This window comes from Acinetobacter sp. FDAARGOS_559 (assembly GCF_003940475.1).
GTDB classification, from domain to species: Bacteria; Pseudomonadota; Gammaproteobacteria; order Pseudomonadales; family Moraxellaceae; genus Acinetobacter; species Acinetobacter baumannii.
In genome coordinates this window covers 4,121,257-4,138,420 of sequence record NZ_RKJG01000005.1, presented here as the reverse complement: position 1 = coordinate 4,138,420, position 17,164 = coordinate 4,121,257, and the positions used below count along the sequence as shown (strand labels likewise).

The following is a 17,164-nucleotide window of genomic DNA, read 5'->3' as shown; positions in this document are numbered from 1 at the left end:
GGCGTTTAAGATTGAAACTCCTGGCTTGGAAAATTTAATTTTTGAATTGATTAAAAAGATAACCTTAGCTACTTATATAGAGATAAAAATGTCACAAGTTAAAATTTATGCAAATGAACAAACCATTATGCAATACCGAGAATTACTTTCTCATGCAATCCATCAAGCGCTTATTGAAGAATTGAAATATCCTGTTGAGAAGAAGTTTCAACGTTTTATTAGCCTTAAACCAGGAAATTTCATTTATCCTTCTGACAGGAGCCAGCATTACATTATTATTGAACTTTCAATGTTTGCAGGCCGCAGCCCAGCCACTAAAAAGCAGCTTATTCAAACCTTATTTCGTAATATTCAAGAACAATGTAGAATTTCTCCACAAGACATTGAAATTACTATTTTTGAAACACCTAAAGAAAATTGGGGCATCCGTGGTAAAAATGCGGATGAATTGCTTTTAAACTATCAGGTTAACATCTAAAAACCACTTTTTTAATTGTCCGACAAAATTACTTTTTTTATGCATGATAAGGCTTAACTCCACCATAAGTTCTGCTATGCTTAAAAAAATAATTTTGTCAGGATGATTCGCATGAGCGTGACACTCGGTACCCCACTTCAATCTTCTGCATTTAAAGTTTTATTGTTAGGTTCAGGAGAGCTTGGCAAAGAAGTTGTAATTTCCTTACAACGCCTTGGTGTAGAAGTACATGCAGCCGACCGTTATGATCACGCACCAGCAATGCAAGTTGCACATTTTTCTTATGTATTAAACATGGCAGATCCTGCCCAATTAAAACAATTCATCGAGAAAATTAAACCAAATTTAATTGTTCCAGAAATTGAAGCAATTGCGACAGAAGTTTTACTTGAAATTGAAGCGAGCAAAACAGCAACTGTCATCCCTTCTGCTAAAGCTGTAAACCTCACAATGAACCGTGAAGGCATCCGCCGTCTTGCGGCTGAAGAACTTGGCCTACCTACTTCTGCTTATCGTTTTGCTGATACGCTCGAAAGCTTCCGCGCCGCTTGCGATGACATTGGTTATCCAAACTTTGTAAAACCAGTCATGTCATCTTCAGGTAAAGGTCAGTCTCGTGTAAAAAGTTTCGATGAAGTCGATGCAGCTTGGGAATATGCGATGCAAGGTGGCCGTGTTAACCAAGGCACGGTTATTATTGAATCTCAAATTGATTTTGATTTTGAAATTACATTACTTACCGTTCGCGCTAAAAACCCTGAAACTGGTGAAATCGAAACTCATTACTGTGACCCAATTGGTCACCGCCAAGATGCCGGGGATTATGTAGAAAGCTGGCAACCTCAACCAATGACGGCGGCGGCACTCGAAGAAGCAAAACGTATTGCAAATAAAGTGACAACTGCACTTGGTGGCTGTGGTATTTTTGGTGTAGAACTGTTTATTAAAGGCGACAAGGTTTGGTTTAGTGAAGTCTCACCTCGCCCACACGATACAGGACTCGTAACTTTAGCATCTCAGTTTCAAAGTGAATTTGAACTGCATGCACGTGCAATTTTAGGTTTACCTGTAAACACAGCACGCCACAGTGTTGCAGCAAGTGCAGTAATTTATGCTGGAGTTGATGCCAGCAATTTAAGTTATAGCAATCTCAATGTAGCTTTAACACACCCAGACACCGATTTACGCCTGTTTGGCAAACCAGAAGGTTTCAAACGTCGTCGTATGGGGGTAGCAACCGCTCGTGCTGAAAATACTGATCTTGCTCGTAGTTTAGCGAAAGAAACCGCTGATCAAGTAAGCGTTCAAACAAACTCTTAATTTTTACTTATTGGTAGACCCATTTTCATGATCAATATATCGCCATTGTTGAACTATGTCTCAAGTCATCATGATATTAAAGCCATTAATCAATGGCGAACGGATGTAGAAAAGCAGTTGCAAGATTCATATGAAAATGGGCAATCTATTCGTGAAATCATTAAAGCCCGTTCAGATTTAGTAGATGAAGCACTGATCTTTTTATGGAAACATGCTGAACTCGATCAGACAGAACTGGGCCTTTTTGCTGTAGGCGGTTATGGGCGCCGTGAAATGTTGCCCTATTCCGATGTCGATATCATGATCCTATCGGAGCATGAAATTAACGAAGAAAACGAAAAACGTATCTCTACATTTATTTCTTCTTTATGGGACGTTGGAAACTTTAAACCTGGCATTAGTGTTCGCACGATTCAAAGCTGTGTTGAACAGGCTGCTACAGATTTAACCGTTGCAACAACTTTAATTGAAGCGCGATTAATTACGGGTAATAGTCAGCTTGCGAAATGGCCTCGCCGTATTGTTTCACAGACATGGACAGATAAAACATTTTATGACGCAAAAATGGCAGAGCAAGCCAAGCGTTATCACCAACACAACAATACTGAAAGTAATTTAGAACCCGACATTAAAAATGCACCGGGCGGTATACGTGACATTAACCAAATTGGCTGGATAGCCAAACGTCACTTTCGCGTAAATCGTATTTATGACTTAGTGCATTTAGGTTTCATTTCAGAGTTTGAATTGGCAGTTTTAGAAGAAGCAGAAAGTTTTCTTTGGGAAATTCGACATCATTTACACCGTTTAGCTAAACGGGATGAAAACCGTTTACTCTTTGACCATCAAAGGGAAATTGCCGCTAAATTTGGTTATGTTCGTCAAGAAGGCCAACCTGTAAATTATGGTGTTGAGCAATTCATGAAACGCTACTACCGTACGGCGCAGCAAGTTTCAACACTCAATGAAATGTTGCTTGCGTATTTTAGCGAGTCAGTGATTACTCCTCGACTGCCCAACTATGAACGCAAAATTGAAGTTGTTAACGATCACTTTAAAATTGTCGATAATAAACTTGCCGTACAACATCATAAAATATTTGCAGAACATCCAAGCGCAATTTTAGAGCTGTTCTATATTTTAGCCAATCGACCAGATATTGAAGGTATTCGCGCCCGGACTTTACGCTTACTTATTCTTGCCGCGAAACGAATCAACCAAAGTTATCGCGATAATCCAGAGCATCAAGCACTGTTTATGTCGATTATTCGCTCACCATATCGTTTATACGATACCTTGGTTGCAATGAAACGTTATGGTGTTTTAGGAAACTATATTCCTGCTTTTGGCCAAATTATGGGCCTTATGCAATATGACCTGTTCCATATCTATACGGTCGATGCTCACACATTATTATTGCTGCGTAATTTAAATCGTTTTAGAGAACCTGAATTTGCCAAAGAATTCCCTGTAGTAAGTTCAGTTTTCCAACGTCTTGCTCGTCAAGATATTGTATTTATTGCTGCTTTATTCCATGACATCGCAAAAGGTCGCGGTGGTGACCATAGCGAACTTGGTGCAGAAGACGCGATTGAGTTTGGTCGTGCACATGGCTTTACAGAGCGTGAATGTAAATTAATTGCATGGCTTATTCAAAACCATTTGCTCATGTCTTTGACCGCTCAGAAAAAAGATATTTCTGATCCTGATGTCGTGAAAGATTTCGCTGAAAAACTGGGCGATATGGAGCATCTTGATTATCTGTATACATTAACGGTTGCCGATATTAACGCGACAAATCCAAAACTATGGAATACATGGCGTGCATCACTTATGCGTCAACTTTATACGCACGCTCGTGATGTAATCCGTACAGGTTTAGGCCGTCCTGTTGACTACCAAATGTTAATTGAAGACACCAAGTTTGCAGCAAGTGAATTACTAGTAAATAACTTCGCATTGGCAGATGTCGAAAAAGTTTGGCAAGAACTTGGTGATGAATACTTCATTAAAGAATCGGCAGATGAAATTGCGTGGCATACACAAGCAATTTTAAAACACGGTGATAATCCAGAGCCATTAGTCCTCTTGCGTGCTCACCGTAAAGCAGCTCAAGATGCGGTGCAAATCTTTATTTATACTCGCGATCAACCTAACCTATTTGCCACCACTGTTGCCGTTTTAGACCGAATGAACTTAGACGTTCAGGACGCAAAAATTATCACGGCAAGTACAGCATTTAGCTTAGACACTTATGTTGTACTGGATCGTTTCGGGACATTGCTTACCGACCCAGAACGTGAAGAAACCGTTAAAAATGCATTAGTGAAAGCCCTTAGTCAACCAGACCAATATCCGGGACTCATGCAACGTCGCATTCCACGTCAATTACGTCACTTCGATATTGAAAATACAGTCGACGTAACATTAAATGAAGCCTTACAGCAAAATATGGTCGAAATTTCAACACTCGATCACCCCGGCCTACTTGCACGCGTGGGTGGTTTATTTATGATGCAAGGTTTAGACATCCATTCAGCCCGAATCGCAACTTTAGGTGAACGTGCCGAAGATATTTTCTTTGTCACCAAAAAAGATGGAAAACCGCTGAATAACGAAGAGGTCAAACTCTTCTCGGAAAAATTGAAAGCTGCATTAGATGAAGCATCTAATCAAATTTGTCAGCACTGAAACTCAACTACTTGGTAACTGTTTAATGAACTCTAGCTTGTCGTTATTACACCCGTATCCATTTGAAAAGTTAAACCAACTTTTTAAGGATACTACTCCTGCTAACCTTCCCTTGATTCCTCTATCAATTGGCGAACCTAAGCATCCAGCACCAGAGTTTGTTAAACAGGCTATTATTGATAACTTTAACCATTTATCAACTTATCCAAACAGTAAAGGCTTACCAGAGCTTCGCCAAAGCATTGCAGATTGGTTAACTAAGCGCTTTAAACTTAACAGCATTAGTGCTGAAAACCACATCTTGCCTGTCTCTGGTACACGTGAAGGCATTTTCTCTTTTGTACAGGCATTAATTAATCGTGAAGATGCACCTTATGTGGTGATGCCGAACCCGTTTTATCAAATTTATGAAGGTGCGGCTTTACTTGCAGGTGCAAAGCCATACTTCATTAATTGCAAGGAAGAAAATGGCTATTTAGGTGATTTTGATGCAGTACCAGCAGAAGTTTGGGAAAAGACAGCCCTACTTTTTGTATGTACACCGGGTAACCCAACAGGTACTGTGCTTTCCAAAGAACAATTTAAAAAGCTAATTGCCTTATCTGATCAATATAATTTCGTTATTGCTTCTGATGAATGCTATTCAGAGCTTTGGTTTGACCAAGCGCCTACTGGCCTATTAGAAGTTTGTGCTGAGCTTGGCCGTGATGACTACAAAAACTGTATCGTATTTCATTCACTTTCAAAGCGTTCAAACTTACCAGGTTTGCGCTCAGGTTTTGTAGCGGGTGATGCTGATCTGTTAAAGCCATATTTGCAATACCGCACTTATCACGGCGCTGCAATGCCAGTACAACACCAGCTTGCTTCAATCGCAGCGTGGAACGATGAAAACCATGTTGAAGAAAACCGTAAGCAATATCGTGCAAAATTTGACTTATTTCAATCTGAGCTAGGTCATTTGCTTCCATTACAAAAACCAGATGCCGGTTTTTACTATTGGTTAAAAGTGGATAATGATGAAACTTTTGCCAAAATGCTTATGGAAAAAGCACATATTAAAGTCTTACCGGGCCGTTATTTATCTCGTGATACCGAACAAGGTAACCCTGGAGCTAACCATGTACGTATGGCGTTAGTGGCAGATTTAGCTCAATGTGAAGAAGTAGTTAAGCGTTTAAAAGCCATTCTGTAAGCCTCTTCTTAGCAGTTGTACAGCCTTTTACTCAGGTTGTACAACTGGGCTATAACACTATTTATATGTAATCAAAAGCACAGCAAAAAGAATAAAAGCTACCGCAGAACAATAATATAAACCTGTTGCAGAGCGCTTAATTTTGACTAAGATTCGTTCATAGGCCAGCAGTTTAACCAATAAGATATTCCAGATTAACACCACACCGACCATCCATACACTCATAAGCAGTTTTTGAAATAAACTAAATTTATGTTGTATAAGCAGCATTAAGCTACTATAAAACATAATATTTTTTGGATTTAGAAGACTCGATTGCAAACCTAATACCAAGCTTTTAATTTTGTTGCGCTTATCTTTTGCTTGGTCACTTAAATTATTTACATCGGTTGAGAAATTTAGAACTGTAGATCGGGCTGCATTAAAACAAAGAAAACTCAAATAAGCCAAATACAAAGCGCCAAGCCATTTAAATATTAAAAGTAAGATACTACTTAGATTTCCAAGCAACATAAAACTAAACAGGCATCCAGCCAGAATTAAAGCATTTCCCAAAGTGATTCCTAGAACAATACCATATGTATAACGGCGTCCTTTTTGTAGAAGACTAGTGAGAATAAGAAAGAAATCTGGACCCGGTGATAAGAGTGCTAAAAAATGAGTAAATGCAATAACTAAAAAAACTTCCATAACAGCTTCATCTGTAAAACAGTCTGGAAAATCTTAGAAATAGAGCTAAACAATTTCTTGTAAATTATTGCGCGGCTGCGAGCTGGAACTGCCGAGGAGTTACCCCTGTATGTGCTTTAAAAGCTTTATGGAAATGACTTTGATCACTAAAACCTAAATTTACAGCCAATTCGGCAAGTGGCACGCCTTGTTTGAGCTGCTCTCGAGCCTGATTAATTTTTAAATTAATTTGAAATGCATGTGGAGTTAAACCTACATTTGCTTTGAATAGACGTATGATTGCATATCTGCTTAAACCTACTCGTTGAGCAAGTTCTTCTAAAGAAATAAAACCCTCTGAGGATGAAATCACATCGATCAGGTTTAAAAAGTCTTTATATAAATATTGAGGCTTTTGTATTTCTTCTAAAATAAAATGAGGTAATAACAAATGAATCAGGCAATGGAGAAGAGACTGCTCTTTTTCAAAAATTAATTTTTGCGCATCAAATAATGTCTCATTCATTTCAGTAAAAGCTTCATATAAAGATTCGTCTTTTATAATGAGCGGCTTATGCTGAGGTATATGTAAATCAAGACCTTGCTCTTGAAATTCTGAATACAGTTGATTTAACCATGCTAGATCTAAATGAAGCATCTGGTAACTCCATGCCTGATTTGGCATAGGATTACATGAATGCTCAACATGTGCGGGCACAATAACTAATGTACCCGCCGAGATCTTTTGTGCAGTGCCAAAAGAACTTTGAAAAACACTATTCCCCTCATCTATAGCACCAATTGAAAATGTTGGATGGCTATGAGATTTATAACATGTTCTGCCAAAACATGACCTTCGGGTTTCCACATAAGGCATTCGCCGATCTTGCCAAAACTCGAAAGTTTGAGGAATAGCGTTCATTGAACCCATTAACTCGCTAATGCTTTTTCAATATCAGCTTCCAATGCTTCAGGCTTGGTTGTTGGCGCATAACGATTTAAAACCGAACCATCTTTACCAACTAAAAACTTAGTAAAGTTCCATTTAATAGTACTGCTTCCTAAAATTCCTTTTGCTTCACGGGTTAAATATCTAAAGATCACATGAGCTTCAGGACCTTTTACATCTACTTTGGCAAACATAGGGAATTTCACTCCATAGTTACGCTGGCAGAATGTACCTATCTCTTTATTGCTTCCGGGATCTTGCCCACCAAACTGATTGCAGGGAAAACCTAAAACTTCTAAACCTTGGTCTTTATATTTTTCATAAAGTTTTTCGAGGCCCGCAAACTGTGGAGTAAAACCACATTTACTTGCAGTATTTACAATTAATAAAACTTTACCTTTGTAATCAGCGAATTGTTTAATATCTCCCTCTAACAATTCAGCTTCAAACTGATAAATGTTACTCATGGATAGGTTTCCTCATCATTTTTTTCTTGTGTTTTCAGTTGTAATGATGCCGAGTTCACACAGTAGCGTAAACCTGTCGGCTGTGGTCCATCTTCAAAAACATGCCCAAGATGAGCTTCGCAATCATGACAAACAATTTCCGTTCTGACCATACCATGCGTTAAATCTTCATGTTCATCAATAACGCTTCCATTCAGAGGGCGAAAGAAACTTGGCCAACCACAACCGCTATCGTATTTTGCATCTGACGAAAACAATTCCGCGCCACAACAACGACAAACATATGTGCCATGTTGCTTAGTATTCCAGTATTGCCCCGTAAATGCTGGTTCAGTGCCCTTTTGTCGCGTTATCCGATATTCTTCAGGTGATAACTCTCTTTGCCATTCTCGGTCTGTTTTATTAACTTTTCCCATGACCTGCACCTTTTATTCTGATGTAAACATAAATTGATAATCGTATTTTATATTTACGCCATTCATCAAAAAAACACTAGTCTCTGAACGTAAAATTTGTTGGATTTTAAACATCTAAATAACAGAAAGCAGAAAGTAAGCAAAATACAAAAACAAAAGAAAGCAATTTTTTATTTTATTTCCTTTTAAGGAAGCAAAGATGGTGCTATTCTTGTGTGGCACGGTTGTATAGGACAAAACATGTCTCAGAAAAAAAGTGTGCTTTTCCAGCAACTATTACCAGTTATCAAACAGTATCAGCAATCGGGCTTTACCCATGAAAAAATTGTTGAATTACTTAAAGATCAACATGATCTTAATTTGGTAACAGTCAAAACATTTAAAAGTTATTTATACCGATATGCAAAAGTGAATCCAGCTATGTCTAAAAATACTGCTACTCTCCAATCCATGCCAACTTCCCGAGAAATTAAAAAATCATCGAAGCTTGAGCATGTTTGTTATGACATTCGCGGACCAGTATTACGAGCCGCCAATGAAATGGAAGAGCAAGGACATAAAATCATTAAGCTGAATATCGGCAACCCTGCCCCATTTGGTTTTGAAGCACCACAAGAAATTATTAATGACGTTGCTTTAAACCTACCAAATGCAATTGGTTATGTAGATTCAAAAGGTATCTTTCCGGCACGTAAAGCAATCTGCCAGTACTACCAGCAAAAAGGCATCTTAAATATGCATGTTAATGACGTGTATATCGGTAATGGTGTATCTGAACTCATTGTCATGGCTATGCAAGGCCTACTCGATGATGGTGATGAAATGCTCATTCCGATGCCGGACTATCCGCTTTGGACAGCTGCCGTTAACCTGTCAGGCGGTACAGCCATTCATTATAAGTGTGATGAAGAAAACAGTTGGTATCCTGATATTGCCGATATTGAAAGTAAAATTACTTCAAACACTCGTGGTATTGTCATTATCAATCCGAACAACCCAACTGGTTCGGTATATCCACGTCATGTGCTTGAGCAAATTGTGGCACTTGCAAAGAAACATGACCTGATTTTATTTGCTGACGAAATTTACGACAAAATCGTTTACGACGGCATTGAACATGTTGCTGTTGCTTCTTTAGCAGGCGACCAATTATGTATTTCTTTCAATGGGCTATCAAAAGCATATCGTATTGCTGGTTTCCGTTCAGGCTGGATGGCAATCACAGGCGATAAGAGCCGTGCAGCAGACTATATCGAAGGTCTGGATATGTTAGCTTCAATGCGTTTATGTGCAAACGTACAAGCTCAGTATGCAATTCAAACGGCGCTTGGTGGCTATCAGTCTATTAATGACTTGATCCGACCAGGTGGACGTTTATATGAACAGCGTAATATCGCATGGGAAATGTTAAATGAAATTCCTGGTGTAAGCTGTGTTAAACCAGAAGGCGCAATGTATTGTTTCCCGCGTCTTGACCCTAACATTTACCCAATCGAAGATGATGAAAAGTTAATGTTAGATTTACTTCGTGCTGAAAAAGTACTATTAGTTCAAGGAACAGGTTTTAACTGGCCAACACCAGACCATTTCCGTGTTGTTTTCTTACCGGCAGAAAACGAATTACGTGAAGCAATTGGTCGTTTAGGTCGTTTCTTGGCCAATCGCCGTTAAAAAAATGCATAATAAAAAAGGCATCTTAAATTAAGTGCTTTTTTTATTTTTATATCATTTAAATAATTATTTAAAAACTAATATCACCTATTTTAATCAGATCAATAAACCAAATTAATATACTGAATAATATAAACTTTTAAAAATAATATATAAGACTTATTTTCTCAAAAAACCTCATCCATATTTTTTTACCAAACGTTTAAATTACTATATTTATCCCCTATTCCTCCTTTCGTTATTATGCAAAAAATGCATAAGTTGATATTTTTTTGCATTTCACACTGCTTCAAAACCGAGCAACAATCCCTTCCCATAACAACATCACCATATTCGATTCGGTTAATACTGATGCAAATTTAGGAAGATGAAATCAGTTACAGGACCGAACTGAACTACAAGGAAAGCTTTCAATCATCGTTATCCCATCTAAAAGATGATTGAACCCAAAGGATAGAGGTTCCTATGAAGCAAAAGAAATTGCTCAAGTATATTGTGGTTGCTATTTTACTAGGAGTATTGACGGGTTGGATCTGTCATCACTTCTTTAATGAAGGCGAGCAACTGAAGCAAATCGCTTCTTATTTCAACATCGTCACAGATATCTTTTTACGTCTCATCAAAATGATTATTGCCCCATTGGTATTTGCTACAATTGTGTGCGGCATTGTTTCAATGGGCAAATCAACTTCAATTGGTAGCATCACACTCAAGTCAATGACTTGGTTTATTACCGCTTCGTTTGTCTCACTTGCCATCGGTATGGGTTTAGCAAACTTTTTCCAACCTGGCGCGGCGCTAGACCTAGCATTACCAACAGCTCAACAACTTAGTAGTTCTTCTCTCCCAACAACTACTGGTTTTACCTTGCAATCATTCTTGAGTCACGTGTTCCCACGCAGCATTGCAGAAGCAATGGCGAACAATGATATTTTACAAGTCCTTGTTTTCTCTATTTTCTTTGGTTCAGCTCTTGCTTTTGTAAATCAGGGCAAAGAAAAAGACTCAGTTATCATTCGCTTAACTGATGAACTCAGTAAAATCATGTTTCGCATTACTGACTACGTAATGATGTTCGCACCTTTTGCAGTATTTGCTGCAATCGCTTCAGCAATTACAGTACAAGGCTTAGGCTTAATTGTTGATTATGGCATTTTAATCGCAGAATTCTACTTCGGTCTGCTATTACTTTGGGTCATTTTGTTCTCTGTTGGCGCAATCGTACTTAAAAAAGATATCTTCCGTTTAGGTAAATTGATCCGTGAACCTGTAACACTTGCTTTTGCTACAGCTTCAAGTGAATCAGCCTATCCTAAAGTTATGGATGCTTTAAATAAGTTCGGCGTGCCTAAAAAAGTGACTAGCTTCGTTTTACCTTTGGGTTATTCATTTAACCTTGATGGTTCGATGATGTACACCACCTTTGCAGTACTCTTTATCGCTCAAGCTTACAATATTGATCTGAGCTTCACTCAACAAATCTTGATTTTGTTAACGCTTATGGTGACAAGTAAAGGTATTGCGGGTGTTTCAAGAGCTTCTATTGTAGTTATCTCGGCAACACTCACAATGTTCCATTTGCCTGAAGCCGGCATTCTATTATTGCTTGGTATTGATCAGTTCCTTGATATGGGCCGTACTGCAACAAACGTAGTAGGTAATAGTATTGCGACTGCAGTTGTTGCCAAACTTGAAGGCGATAAAGTAGCTGATACTGAAGAATTACCAGAGCCTGTATTAATTAAATCAACTCAAGAACAAACAATCGCTTAAGTTTCCTTTTTCTCCCACTCTCCCAACTTAAGAGCAATTTTATACGACCTTATAAAATTGCTCTTTTTTTCTTTCGAACTAAACAATAAAAAGTTATCAGTATTTCTATATTAAATAATAGGCCAAATTATGGATTTTAATTCCTATTAAATTTCTTAAAAGTAAACCTTAAAAACAGAATAAAAAATAATCATTCAAAAATTTATATACTTAGAAACATACACTAACTGATTATTTTTTAATTCAATTTATGATCGATTCATTATATTAAACAACTAAGATTATTATTTAATTCGAACATGAAAAATTTTATTTTATATTCTTAATAAATATAGTTTTAAAAATCAATTCAATAAATCCACCAAATGTTAAATAAAGACCCAACCCAACCTATTATTTTTTAATTTTATAAAGACTAAAAAATCATTTGCGTGAATTATATTAAAAAGTAAATAAATTCAGATAAATTAGAAAAACTTAATAGATTTTTTATTTTTTTCATGATATTTATTAGCGCTGAATAAAAGCAATGTTTAAATGATTGTTGTCGAAACAAAATGATATTCAAGGATGCTTTTATTCAAACAAGTTACGGATATGTTTTACATGGTATGTATTTTGCTTAGGAAAAGCAGGCGTATTCGGCAAACTTTATACTTCGTCACTTCATAAGGATATTTTCGATGTTGACTAAAACTGTTAAATCTTTCGGTTTAGCGATGGGCTTATTAGCCTGCTCTCTCCCACTTTACGCAAAAAACAATGTTGTTGTTGTTGCTACTGGCGGTACCATTGCTGGTGCTGGCGCAAGCTCAGCAAATAGTGCAACTTATACGGCGGCAAAAGTTCCAGTTGATGCTTTAATCAATGCAGTTCCTCAAATCCAAGATTTGGCAAATGTATCTGGTATTCAAGCATTACAAGTAGCTTCTGAAAGTATTACTGACAAGGAATTATTACAAATTGCTCGTCAAGTAAATGAACTTGTTAAAAAGCCAACTGTAAATGGCGTTGTGATTACACACGGTACAGATACTTTAGAAGAAACAGCTTTTTTCTTAAATCTTGTTGTTCATACTGATAAACCAATCGTACTTGTTGGCTCAATGCGCCCATCAACTGCTCTTTCAGCAGATGGTCCACTTAACCTTTATAGTGCTGTTGCATTGGCCGCTTCTGATGATGCAAAAAATAAAGGCGTTATGGTTCTCATGAACGACTCTATTTTTGCTGCTCGTGATGTAACTAAAGGCATCAACATTCATACAAATGCTTTTGTAAGCCAATGGGGTGCTTTGGGTACACTTGTTGAAGGCAAACCATATTGGTTTAGACAATCTGTTAAACGTCATACCAATGCTTCAGAATTTAATATTGAAAATATTAAAGGTGATGCTCTTCCAACAGTACAAATCGTTTATGGTTCTGACTCTATGCTTCCTGATGCTTATGAAGCATATGCAAAAGCTGGCGCTAAAGCGATTATTCATGCAGGTACAGGTAATGGTTCTGTAGCGAAATATATCGTTCCAACATTACAAAACCTTCATGACAAAAATGGTATTCAAATTATCCGCTCATCACGCGTTCCACAAGGTTTTGTATTACGTGATGCAGAACAACCTGACTCTAAATATGGTTGGGTAGCAGCTCATGATTTGAATCCTCAAAAAGCACGTCTTCTTGCAGCGTTGGCACTTACAAAAACTAACGATGCGAAAGAAATTCAACGCATGTTCTGGCAGTACTAAAATTTCTAGCCAGCCCAAATCAATTTGGGCTGGTTCTTTTTATCCGCTTTAATTTTCTCTTTAAAAATAAAAGAACAACTTTGATCAATCCTTCACTTTCGTGTTCTCAACCTTCTGTTTAAATACTAAAATCCATAACAGTTGCCAAAATATTAAGCATTTCGTTTGAACTTTGCGTGTTAAACTATGCTGCGGTCGCATTAAGGATTGGTTTATGCAGTTTGTTCATCTCGGTATTTACACAGAATTTTCGATTACAGAGTCGATTGTTCGCATACCCGACTTGGTCAAGACTGCGGTAAAGGATGAAATGCCTGCGCTGGCACTTACCGACTTATCTAACCTTCATGCTGCTGTAAAGTTTTATAACTCTTGTCTTAAGAAAGGCATTAAGCCAATTTTGGGTAGTACAATCCGTCTTAATGATGCCCAACATCGTGCAACTTTGCTTGCAATGAGCGATATTGGATGGAAAGGATTGACTGAAATTGTTTCGCGTGGCTTTATTGAAGGCCAGCAACTCAGTATCCCTTGTGTACAAAAAGAATGGGTCCTAGAGCAGCATCAAGATATTATTGTTTTACTTGGCCAACATAGTGATGTTGGGCAAATGCTTTGCTCATCTAACCCGCAAAAAGCAGAACCTTTACTTGAAGAGTGGATTGAAAAGTTTGGTAATCGTGTTTATCTAGCCTTAACACGTACTGATCGTCCTGGCGAAGAAGATTTTATTCAAGAAGCTGCCAAACTTGCAGCTAAATATAATATTGGTGTTGTTGCGCACAACGATGTGCACTTTATTGAAAAAGAAGATTTCGAAGCGCACGAAGCTCGTGTATGTATTGCAGATGGTTATGTTTTAGCAGATGATCGACGTCCGCGCTTATATAGTCCAGAGCAGTATTTCAAAACTTCTGATGAAATGATTGAGCTGTTCTCAGATATTCCTAGTGCTATTGAAAACACCTATCAAATCGCTAAACGCTGTAATGTCACTTTAAAGCTCGGTACTTACTTTTTACCTGAGTATCCAATTCCTGATGGTTTTACCATCGATACCTATTTTGAGCACTTATCAAAGGAAGGTTTGGAAGAGCGCTTAAATTACCTTTATCCTGTCGAAAAGCGTGGTGAAGACTGGCCCGAAATTCGTAAACCATATGATGAACGAATAGATTATGAAGTCGGAATCATCCTGAAAATGGGATTCCCTGGTTACTTCCTGATTGTCATGGACTTCATTCAATGGGCGAAAAACAATGGTGTCCCTGTTGGACCGGGCCGTGGTTCAGGTGCAGGTTCATTAGTAGCTTATAGCTTAAAAATTACAGATCTTGATCCACTTCGTTATGACCTACTCTTCGAACGTTTCTTAAACCCGGAACGTGTATCGATGCCCGACTTTGACGTCGATTTCTGTATCGCAGGTCGTGACCGTGTGATCGATTATGTATCACGTACTTATGGCCGTGAAGCGGTGTCTCAGATTGCAACGTTCGGTACGATGGCTGCGAAAGGTGCGATTCGTGACGTTGCCCGCGTTTTAGGAAAGTCTTATGGTCTAGCTGACCGTATTTCAAAAATGGTTCCAACTAAGCCACTTGGTGTGGATTTGGCAACTGCGATTGAAATGGAACCTCAGCTTAAAGATATTGTTACCAACCCTTCCAACCCAGATAATGATGATGCCAGCGAAATTTGGGAAATGGCATTAAAGTTAGAAGGTATTACCAGAAATACAGGTAAACATGCCGGTGGTGTTGTTATTGCACCCGGTAAAATTACCGACTTCTCTGCTGTGCTTTGTGACGCAGACGGTACTAACCGCGTAGCACAGTATGATAAAGATGATGTAGAAGCTGCAGGTCTCGTAAAGTTCGACTTCTTGGGTCTACGTAACTTAACCGTTATTGAAGATGCTATTCAAAATATTAATAAAAACCGCGATAGCAATGACCCTTTAAACATTTCACACGTCCCTCTTGACGACCCTAAAGCTTATTCTGTCTTTGCTGATGCAAATACAACCGCGGTATTCCAGTTTGAATCCGTCGGTATGAAACGAATGCTTAAAGAAGCGCGTCCAAGTAAATTCGAAGAAATTATTGCGTTCGTATCTTTATATCGTCCGGGTCCGATGGATCTGATCCCAGACTTTATTCACCGTATGCATGGTGGAGAATTTGAGTATCTTCATCCATTGCTAGAAGGTGTATTAGAACCAACCTACGGGATTATGGTTTACCAAGAACAGGTAATGCAAACTGCACAGATTTGTGCAGGTTACACACTCGGTGGCGCTGACTTGCTCCGCCGTGCGATGGGTAAAAAGAAACCTGAAGAAATGGTGAAACAGCGCCAAATCTTCCTTGAGGGTGCTGGACAAAAAGGTATTGATGAAAGCACAGCTAACCATATCTTCGACTATATGGAAAAGTTCGCAGGCTATGGTTTTAACAAATCGCACGCCGCAGCCTATGCACTTGTTGCATACCATACAGCATGGTTAAAAGCCCACTATCCTGCCGAATTTATGGCAGCAGTAATGTCATCGGAAATGCAGAACACTGACAGTGTCGTATTTTTGATTGATGACTGCCGAAATAACGGACTCGAGGTCTTACCGCCATCAGTCAATATGTCGACTTATCATTTCCATGCGAGCGATGATAAAACCATTGTTTATGGTTTAGGGGCAATTAAAGGTGTTGGTGAACAGGCAATGCAGTCTGTTATTGACTCACGTCGCCAACAAGGGCCTTATACTGACCTATTCGATTTCTGCCATCGTATTGATTTGAAAAAAATCAATAAACGAACCTTAGAAGCACTTATCCGTGCTGGTGCGCTTGATTGTTTAGGTATTGAACGTTCAAGTCTAATGGCTCAATTGCCAGAAGCTGTCCAAGCTGCCGAACAGGCACGTAGTAACCGTGAAAGCGGTATTATGGACTTATTTGGTGAAGTTGAAGAAGTTCAACGTAAACCAGCTAAACCTGTTAAGCCATGGAGTGATGAAGTTCGTCTCAAAGGCGAAAAAGATACGCTTGGACTATATTTAACAGGTCACCCAATTGATGTTTATCGTCAAGAACTCAAAGCGTTTATTCCTGCAAAACTTAATGAAATTACCGCAACTCGTCGCGGTGTAACGACTGTTTATGCAGGACTCGTCCTTGATGTAGCGAATTTCCCAAACCGGGTTGTTATTGTGCTTGACGACGGAACAGCACGTATTGAAGTCAGCTGTAACCACGAACGTTTCCAACGCTTTAAAGATATTATTCAAGTTGAGCGCGTAGTCGTCTTTGAAGGCGAAATTTATGAGCGTGAAGGTTTTGATCGTCCAATGGGACGCTTGAACAAAGCGTTTAGCTTAAATGAAATCAGACAAAAACGCGCCAATAGCATTCAAATCAAGTTAACCCATGATCTATTGCAACCAAGTTTGGCAAAAGATCTACAAAATATATTATTGCCTTATTGTAATGTCGATATGCATCAGCATATTGCAATACAGTTACAGATTGACCAACCATATGCTCAGGCTGAGCTTCAGCTTGGCCCACAATGGAAAGTCGCTCCTTTAGATGAACTTCTTGCCAAACTAAGAGATTACTTTGGTAAGGATAATATTCATATTGAATATCAGGTAAAATCTAAGGCAGCTAAAGCAGCAGAACCTGTTCGTCCACAACCTGTTGCCTCACCTCCTGTGGACATGACTATTGATGATGCATTGGATTCATACCAAAGCGAAGTTTCTCAATATTCGTAATTTCTG

The 17,164-nt window shown here is 38.5% G+C and carries 12 protein-coding genes; 8 read left to right on the top strand and 4 right to left on the bottom strand.

Translation table 11 applies throughout. The features are described from left to right. Positions 1 to 88 precede the first annotated feature (88 nt). The 4 genes from EGS71_RS21475 (at position 89) to dapC (ending at position 5,684) form a co-directional block, all read left to right on the top strand. Entirely contained in the window at positions 89 to 478 is a 390-nt protein-coding gene (locus tag EGS71_RS21475; protein ID WP_000084507.1) for a tautomerase family protein, read from the top strand. A 102-nt stretch (positions 479 to 580) separates the two neighbouring features. Continuing rightward, entirely contained in the window at positions 581 to 1,798 is a 1,218-nt protein-coding gene (gene purT / locus EGS71_RS21470) for a formate-dependent phosphoribosylglycinamide formyltransferase (RefSeq protein WP_085944079.1), read from the top strand. 27 nt (positions 1,799 to 1,825) lie between these two features. Beyond that, positions 1,826 to 4,489, top strand: coding sequence for a [protein-PII] uridylyltransferase (gene glnD, locus EGS71_RS21465; RefSeq protein WP_000608324.1), 2,664 nt, complete (start codon positions 1,826 to 1,828; stop codon positions 4,487 to 4,489). A 25-nt stretch (positions 4,490 to 4,514) separates the two neighbouring features. Beyond that, positions 4,515 to 5,684, top strand: coding sequence for a succinyldiaminopimelate transaminase (gene dapC, locus EGS71_RS21460; RefSeq protein WP_002009171.1), 1,170 nt, complete (start codon positions 4,515 to 4,517; stop codon positions 5,682 to 5,684). A gap of 57 nt (positions 5,685 to 5,741) precedes the next feature. Here the strand turns inward: dapC and EGS71_RS21455 are convergent, their stop codons facing one another. The 4 genes from EGS71_RS21455 to msrB all read right to left on the bottom strand — a co-directional run bounded on the left by EGS71_RS21455 (position 5,742) and on the right by msrB (position 8,185). Further along, positions 5,742 to 6,374, bottom strand: a complete 633-nt coding sequence (locus EGS71_RS21455) for a LysE family translocator (RefSeq protein ID WP_000451670.1) — start codon at positions 6,372 to 6,374, stop codon at positions 5,742 to 5,744. 64 nt (positions 6,375 to 6,438) lie between these two features. Further along, positions 6,439 to 7,284, bottom strand: coding sequence for an AraC family transcriptional regulator (locus EGS71_RS21450; protein ID WP_000535310.1), 846 nt, complete (start codon positions 7,282 to 7,284; stop codon positions 6,439 to 6,441). Next, complete coding sequence (locus tag EGS71_RS21445) at positions 7,284 to 7,769, bottom strand: glutathione peroxidase (protein WP_000066032.1); 486 nt, start codon at positions 7,767 to 7,769, stop codon at positions 7,284 to 7,286. Before EGS71_RS21445 ends, EGS71_RS21450 begins: the two co-directional genes overlap by 1 nt. Continuing rightward, positions 7,766 to 8,185: a peptide-methionine (R)-S-oxide reductase MsrB gene (msrB, locus tag EGS71_RS21440; RefSeq protein WP_000521160.1), complete on the bottom strand. Its 420-nt coding sequence runs from the start codon at positions 8,183 to 8,185 to the stop codon at positions 7,766 to 7,768. The genes EGS71_RS21445 and msrB overlap by 4 nt, the downstream gene beginning before the upstream one ends. 240 nt (positions 8,186 to 8,425) lie before the next feature. Here msrB and EGS71_RS21435 point away from each other — a divergent pair, with 240 nt between their 5' ends. From EGS71_RS21435 to dnaE, 4 genes are all read left to right on the top strand, one after another. After that, a complete protein-coding gene (locus EGS71_RS21435) occupies positions 8,426 to 9,856 on the top strand; it encodes a pyridoxal phosphate-dependent aminotransferase (protein WP_000078703.1) in 1,431 nt (476 codons plus the stop codon). A gap of 465 nt (positions 9,857 to 10,321) precedes the next feature. Further along, positions 10,322 to 11,629 (top strand): dicarboxylate/amino acid:cation symporter, encoded by a 1,308-nt coding sequence (locus tag EGS71_RS21430; protein WP_000810598.1) that lies wholly within the window; start codon positions 10,322 to 10,324, stop codon positions 11,627 to 11,629. Between the two features lie 683 nt (positions 11,630 to 12,312). Next, positions 12,313 to 13,380: a type II asparaginase gene (locus EGS71_RS21425; RefSeq protein ID WP_000956445.1), complete on the top strand. Its 1,068-nt coding sequence runs from the start codon at positions 12,313 to 12,315 to the stop codon at positions 13,378 to 13,380. Between the two features lie 214 nt (positions 13,381 to 13,594). Beyond that, positions 13,595 to 17,158 (top strand): DNA polymerase III subunit alpha, encoded by a 3,564-nt coding sequence (gene dnaE, locus EGS71_RS21420; protein ID WP_001160984.1) that lies wholly within the window; start codon positions 13,595 to 13,597, stop codon positions 17,156 to 17,158. Positions 17,159 to 17,164: the final 6 nt, after the last annotated feature.

Excerpts from the sequence above, each read along its gene's own strand:
- EGS71_RS21475 (WP_000084507.1), top strand. The coding sequence starts at position 89 with ATGTCACAAGTTAAAATTTATGCAAATGAACAAACCATTATGCAATAC.
- purT (WP_085944079.1), top strand. The coding sequence starts at position 581 with ATGATTCGCATGAGCGTGACACTCGGTACCCCACTTCAATCTTCTGCA.
- glnD (WP_000608324.1), top strand. The coding sequence starts at position 1,826 with ATGATCAATATATCGCCATTGTTGAACTATGTCTCAAGTCATCATGAT.
- dapC (WP_002009171.1), top strand. The coding sequence starts at position 4,515 with ATGAACTCTAGCTTGTCGTTATTACACCCGTATCCATTTGAAAAGTTA.
- EGS71_RS21455 (WP_000451670.1), bottom strand. The coding sequence starts at position 6,374 with ATGGAAGTTTTTTTAGTTATTGCATTTACTCATTTTTTAGCACTCTTA.
- EGS71_RS21450 (WP_000535310.1), bottom strand. The coding sequence starts at position 7,284 with ATGGGTTCAATGAACGCTATTCCTCAAACTTTCGAGTTTTGGCAAGAT.
- EGS71_RS21445 (WP_000066032.1), bottom strand. The coding sequence starts at position 7,769 with ATGAGTAACATTTATCAGTTTGAAGCTGAATTGTTAGAGGGAGATATT.
- msrB (WP_000521160.1), bottom strand. The coding sequence starts at position 8,185 with ATGGGAAAAGTTAATAAAACAGACCGAGAATGGCAAAGAGAGTTATCA.
- EGS71_RS21435 (WP_000078703.1), top strand. The coding sequence starts at position 8,426 with ATGTCTCAGAAAAAAAGTGTGCTTTTCCAGCAACTATTACCAGTTATC.
- EGS71_RS21430 (WP_000810598.1), top strand. The coding sequence starts at position 10,322 with ATGAAGCAAAAGAAATTGCTCAAGTATATTGTGGTTGCTATTTTACTA.
- EGS71_RS21425 (WP_000956445.1), top strand. The coding sequence starts at position 12,313 with ATGTTGACTAAAACTGTTAAATCTTTCGGTTTAGCGATGGGCTTATTA.
- dnaE (WP_001160984.1), top strand. The coding sequence starts at position 13,595 with ATGCAGTTTGTTCATCTCGGTATTTACACAGAATTTTCGATTACAGAG.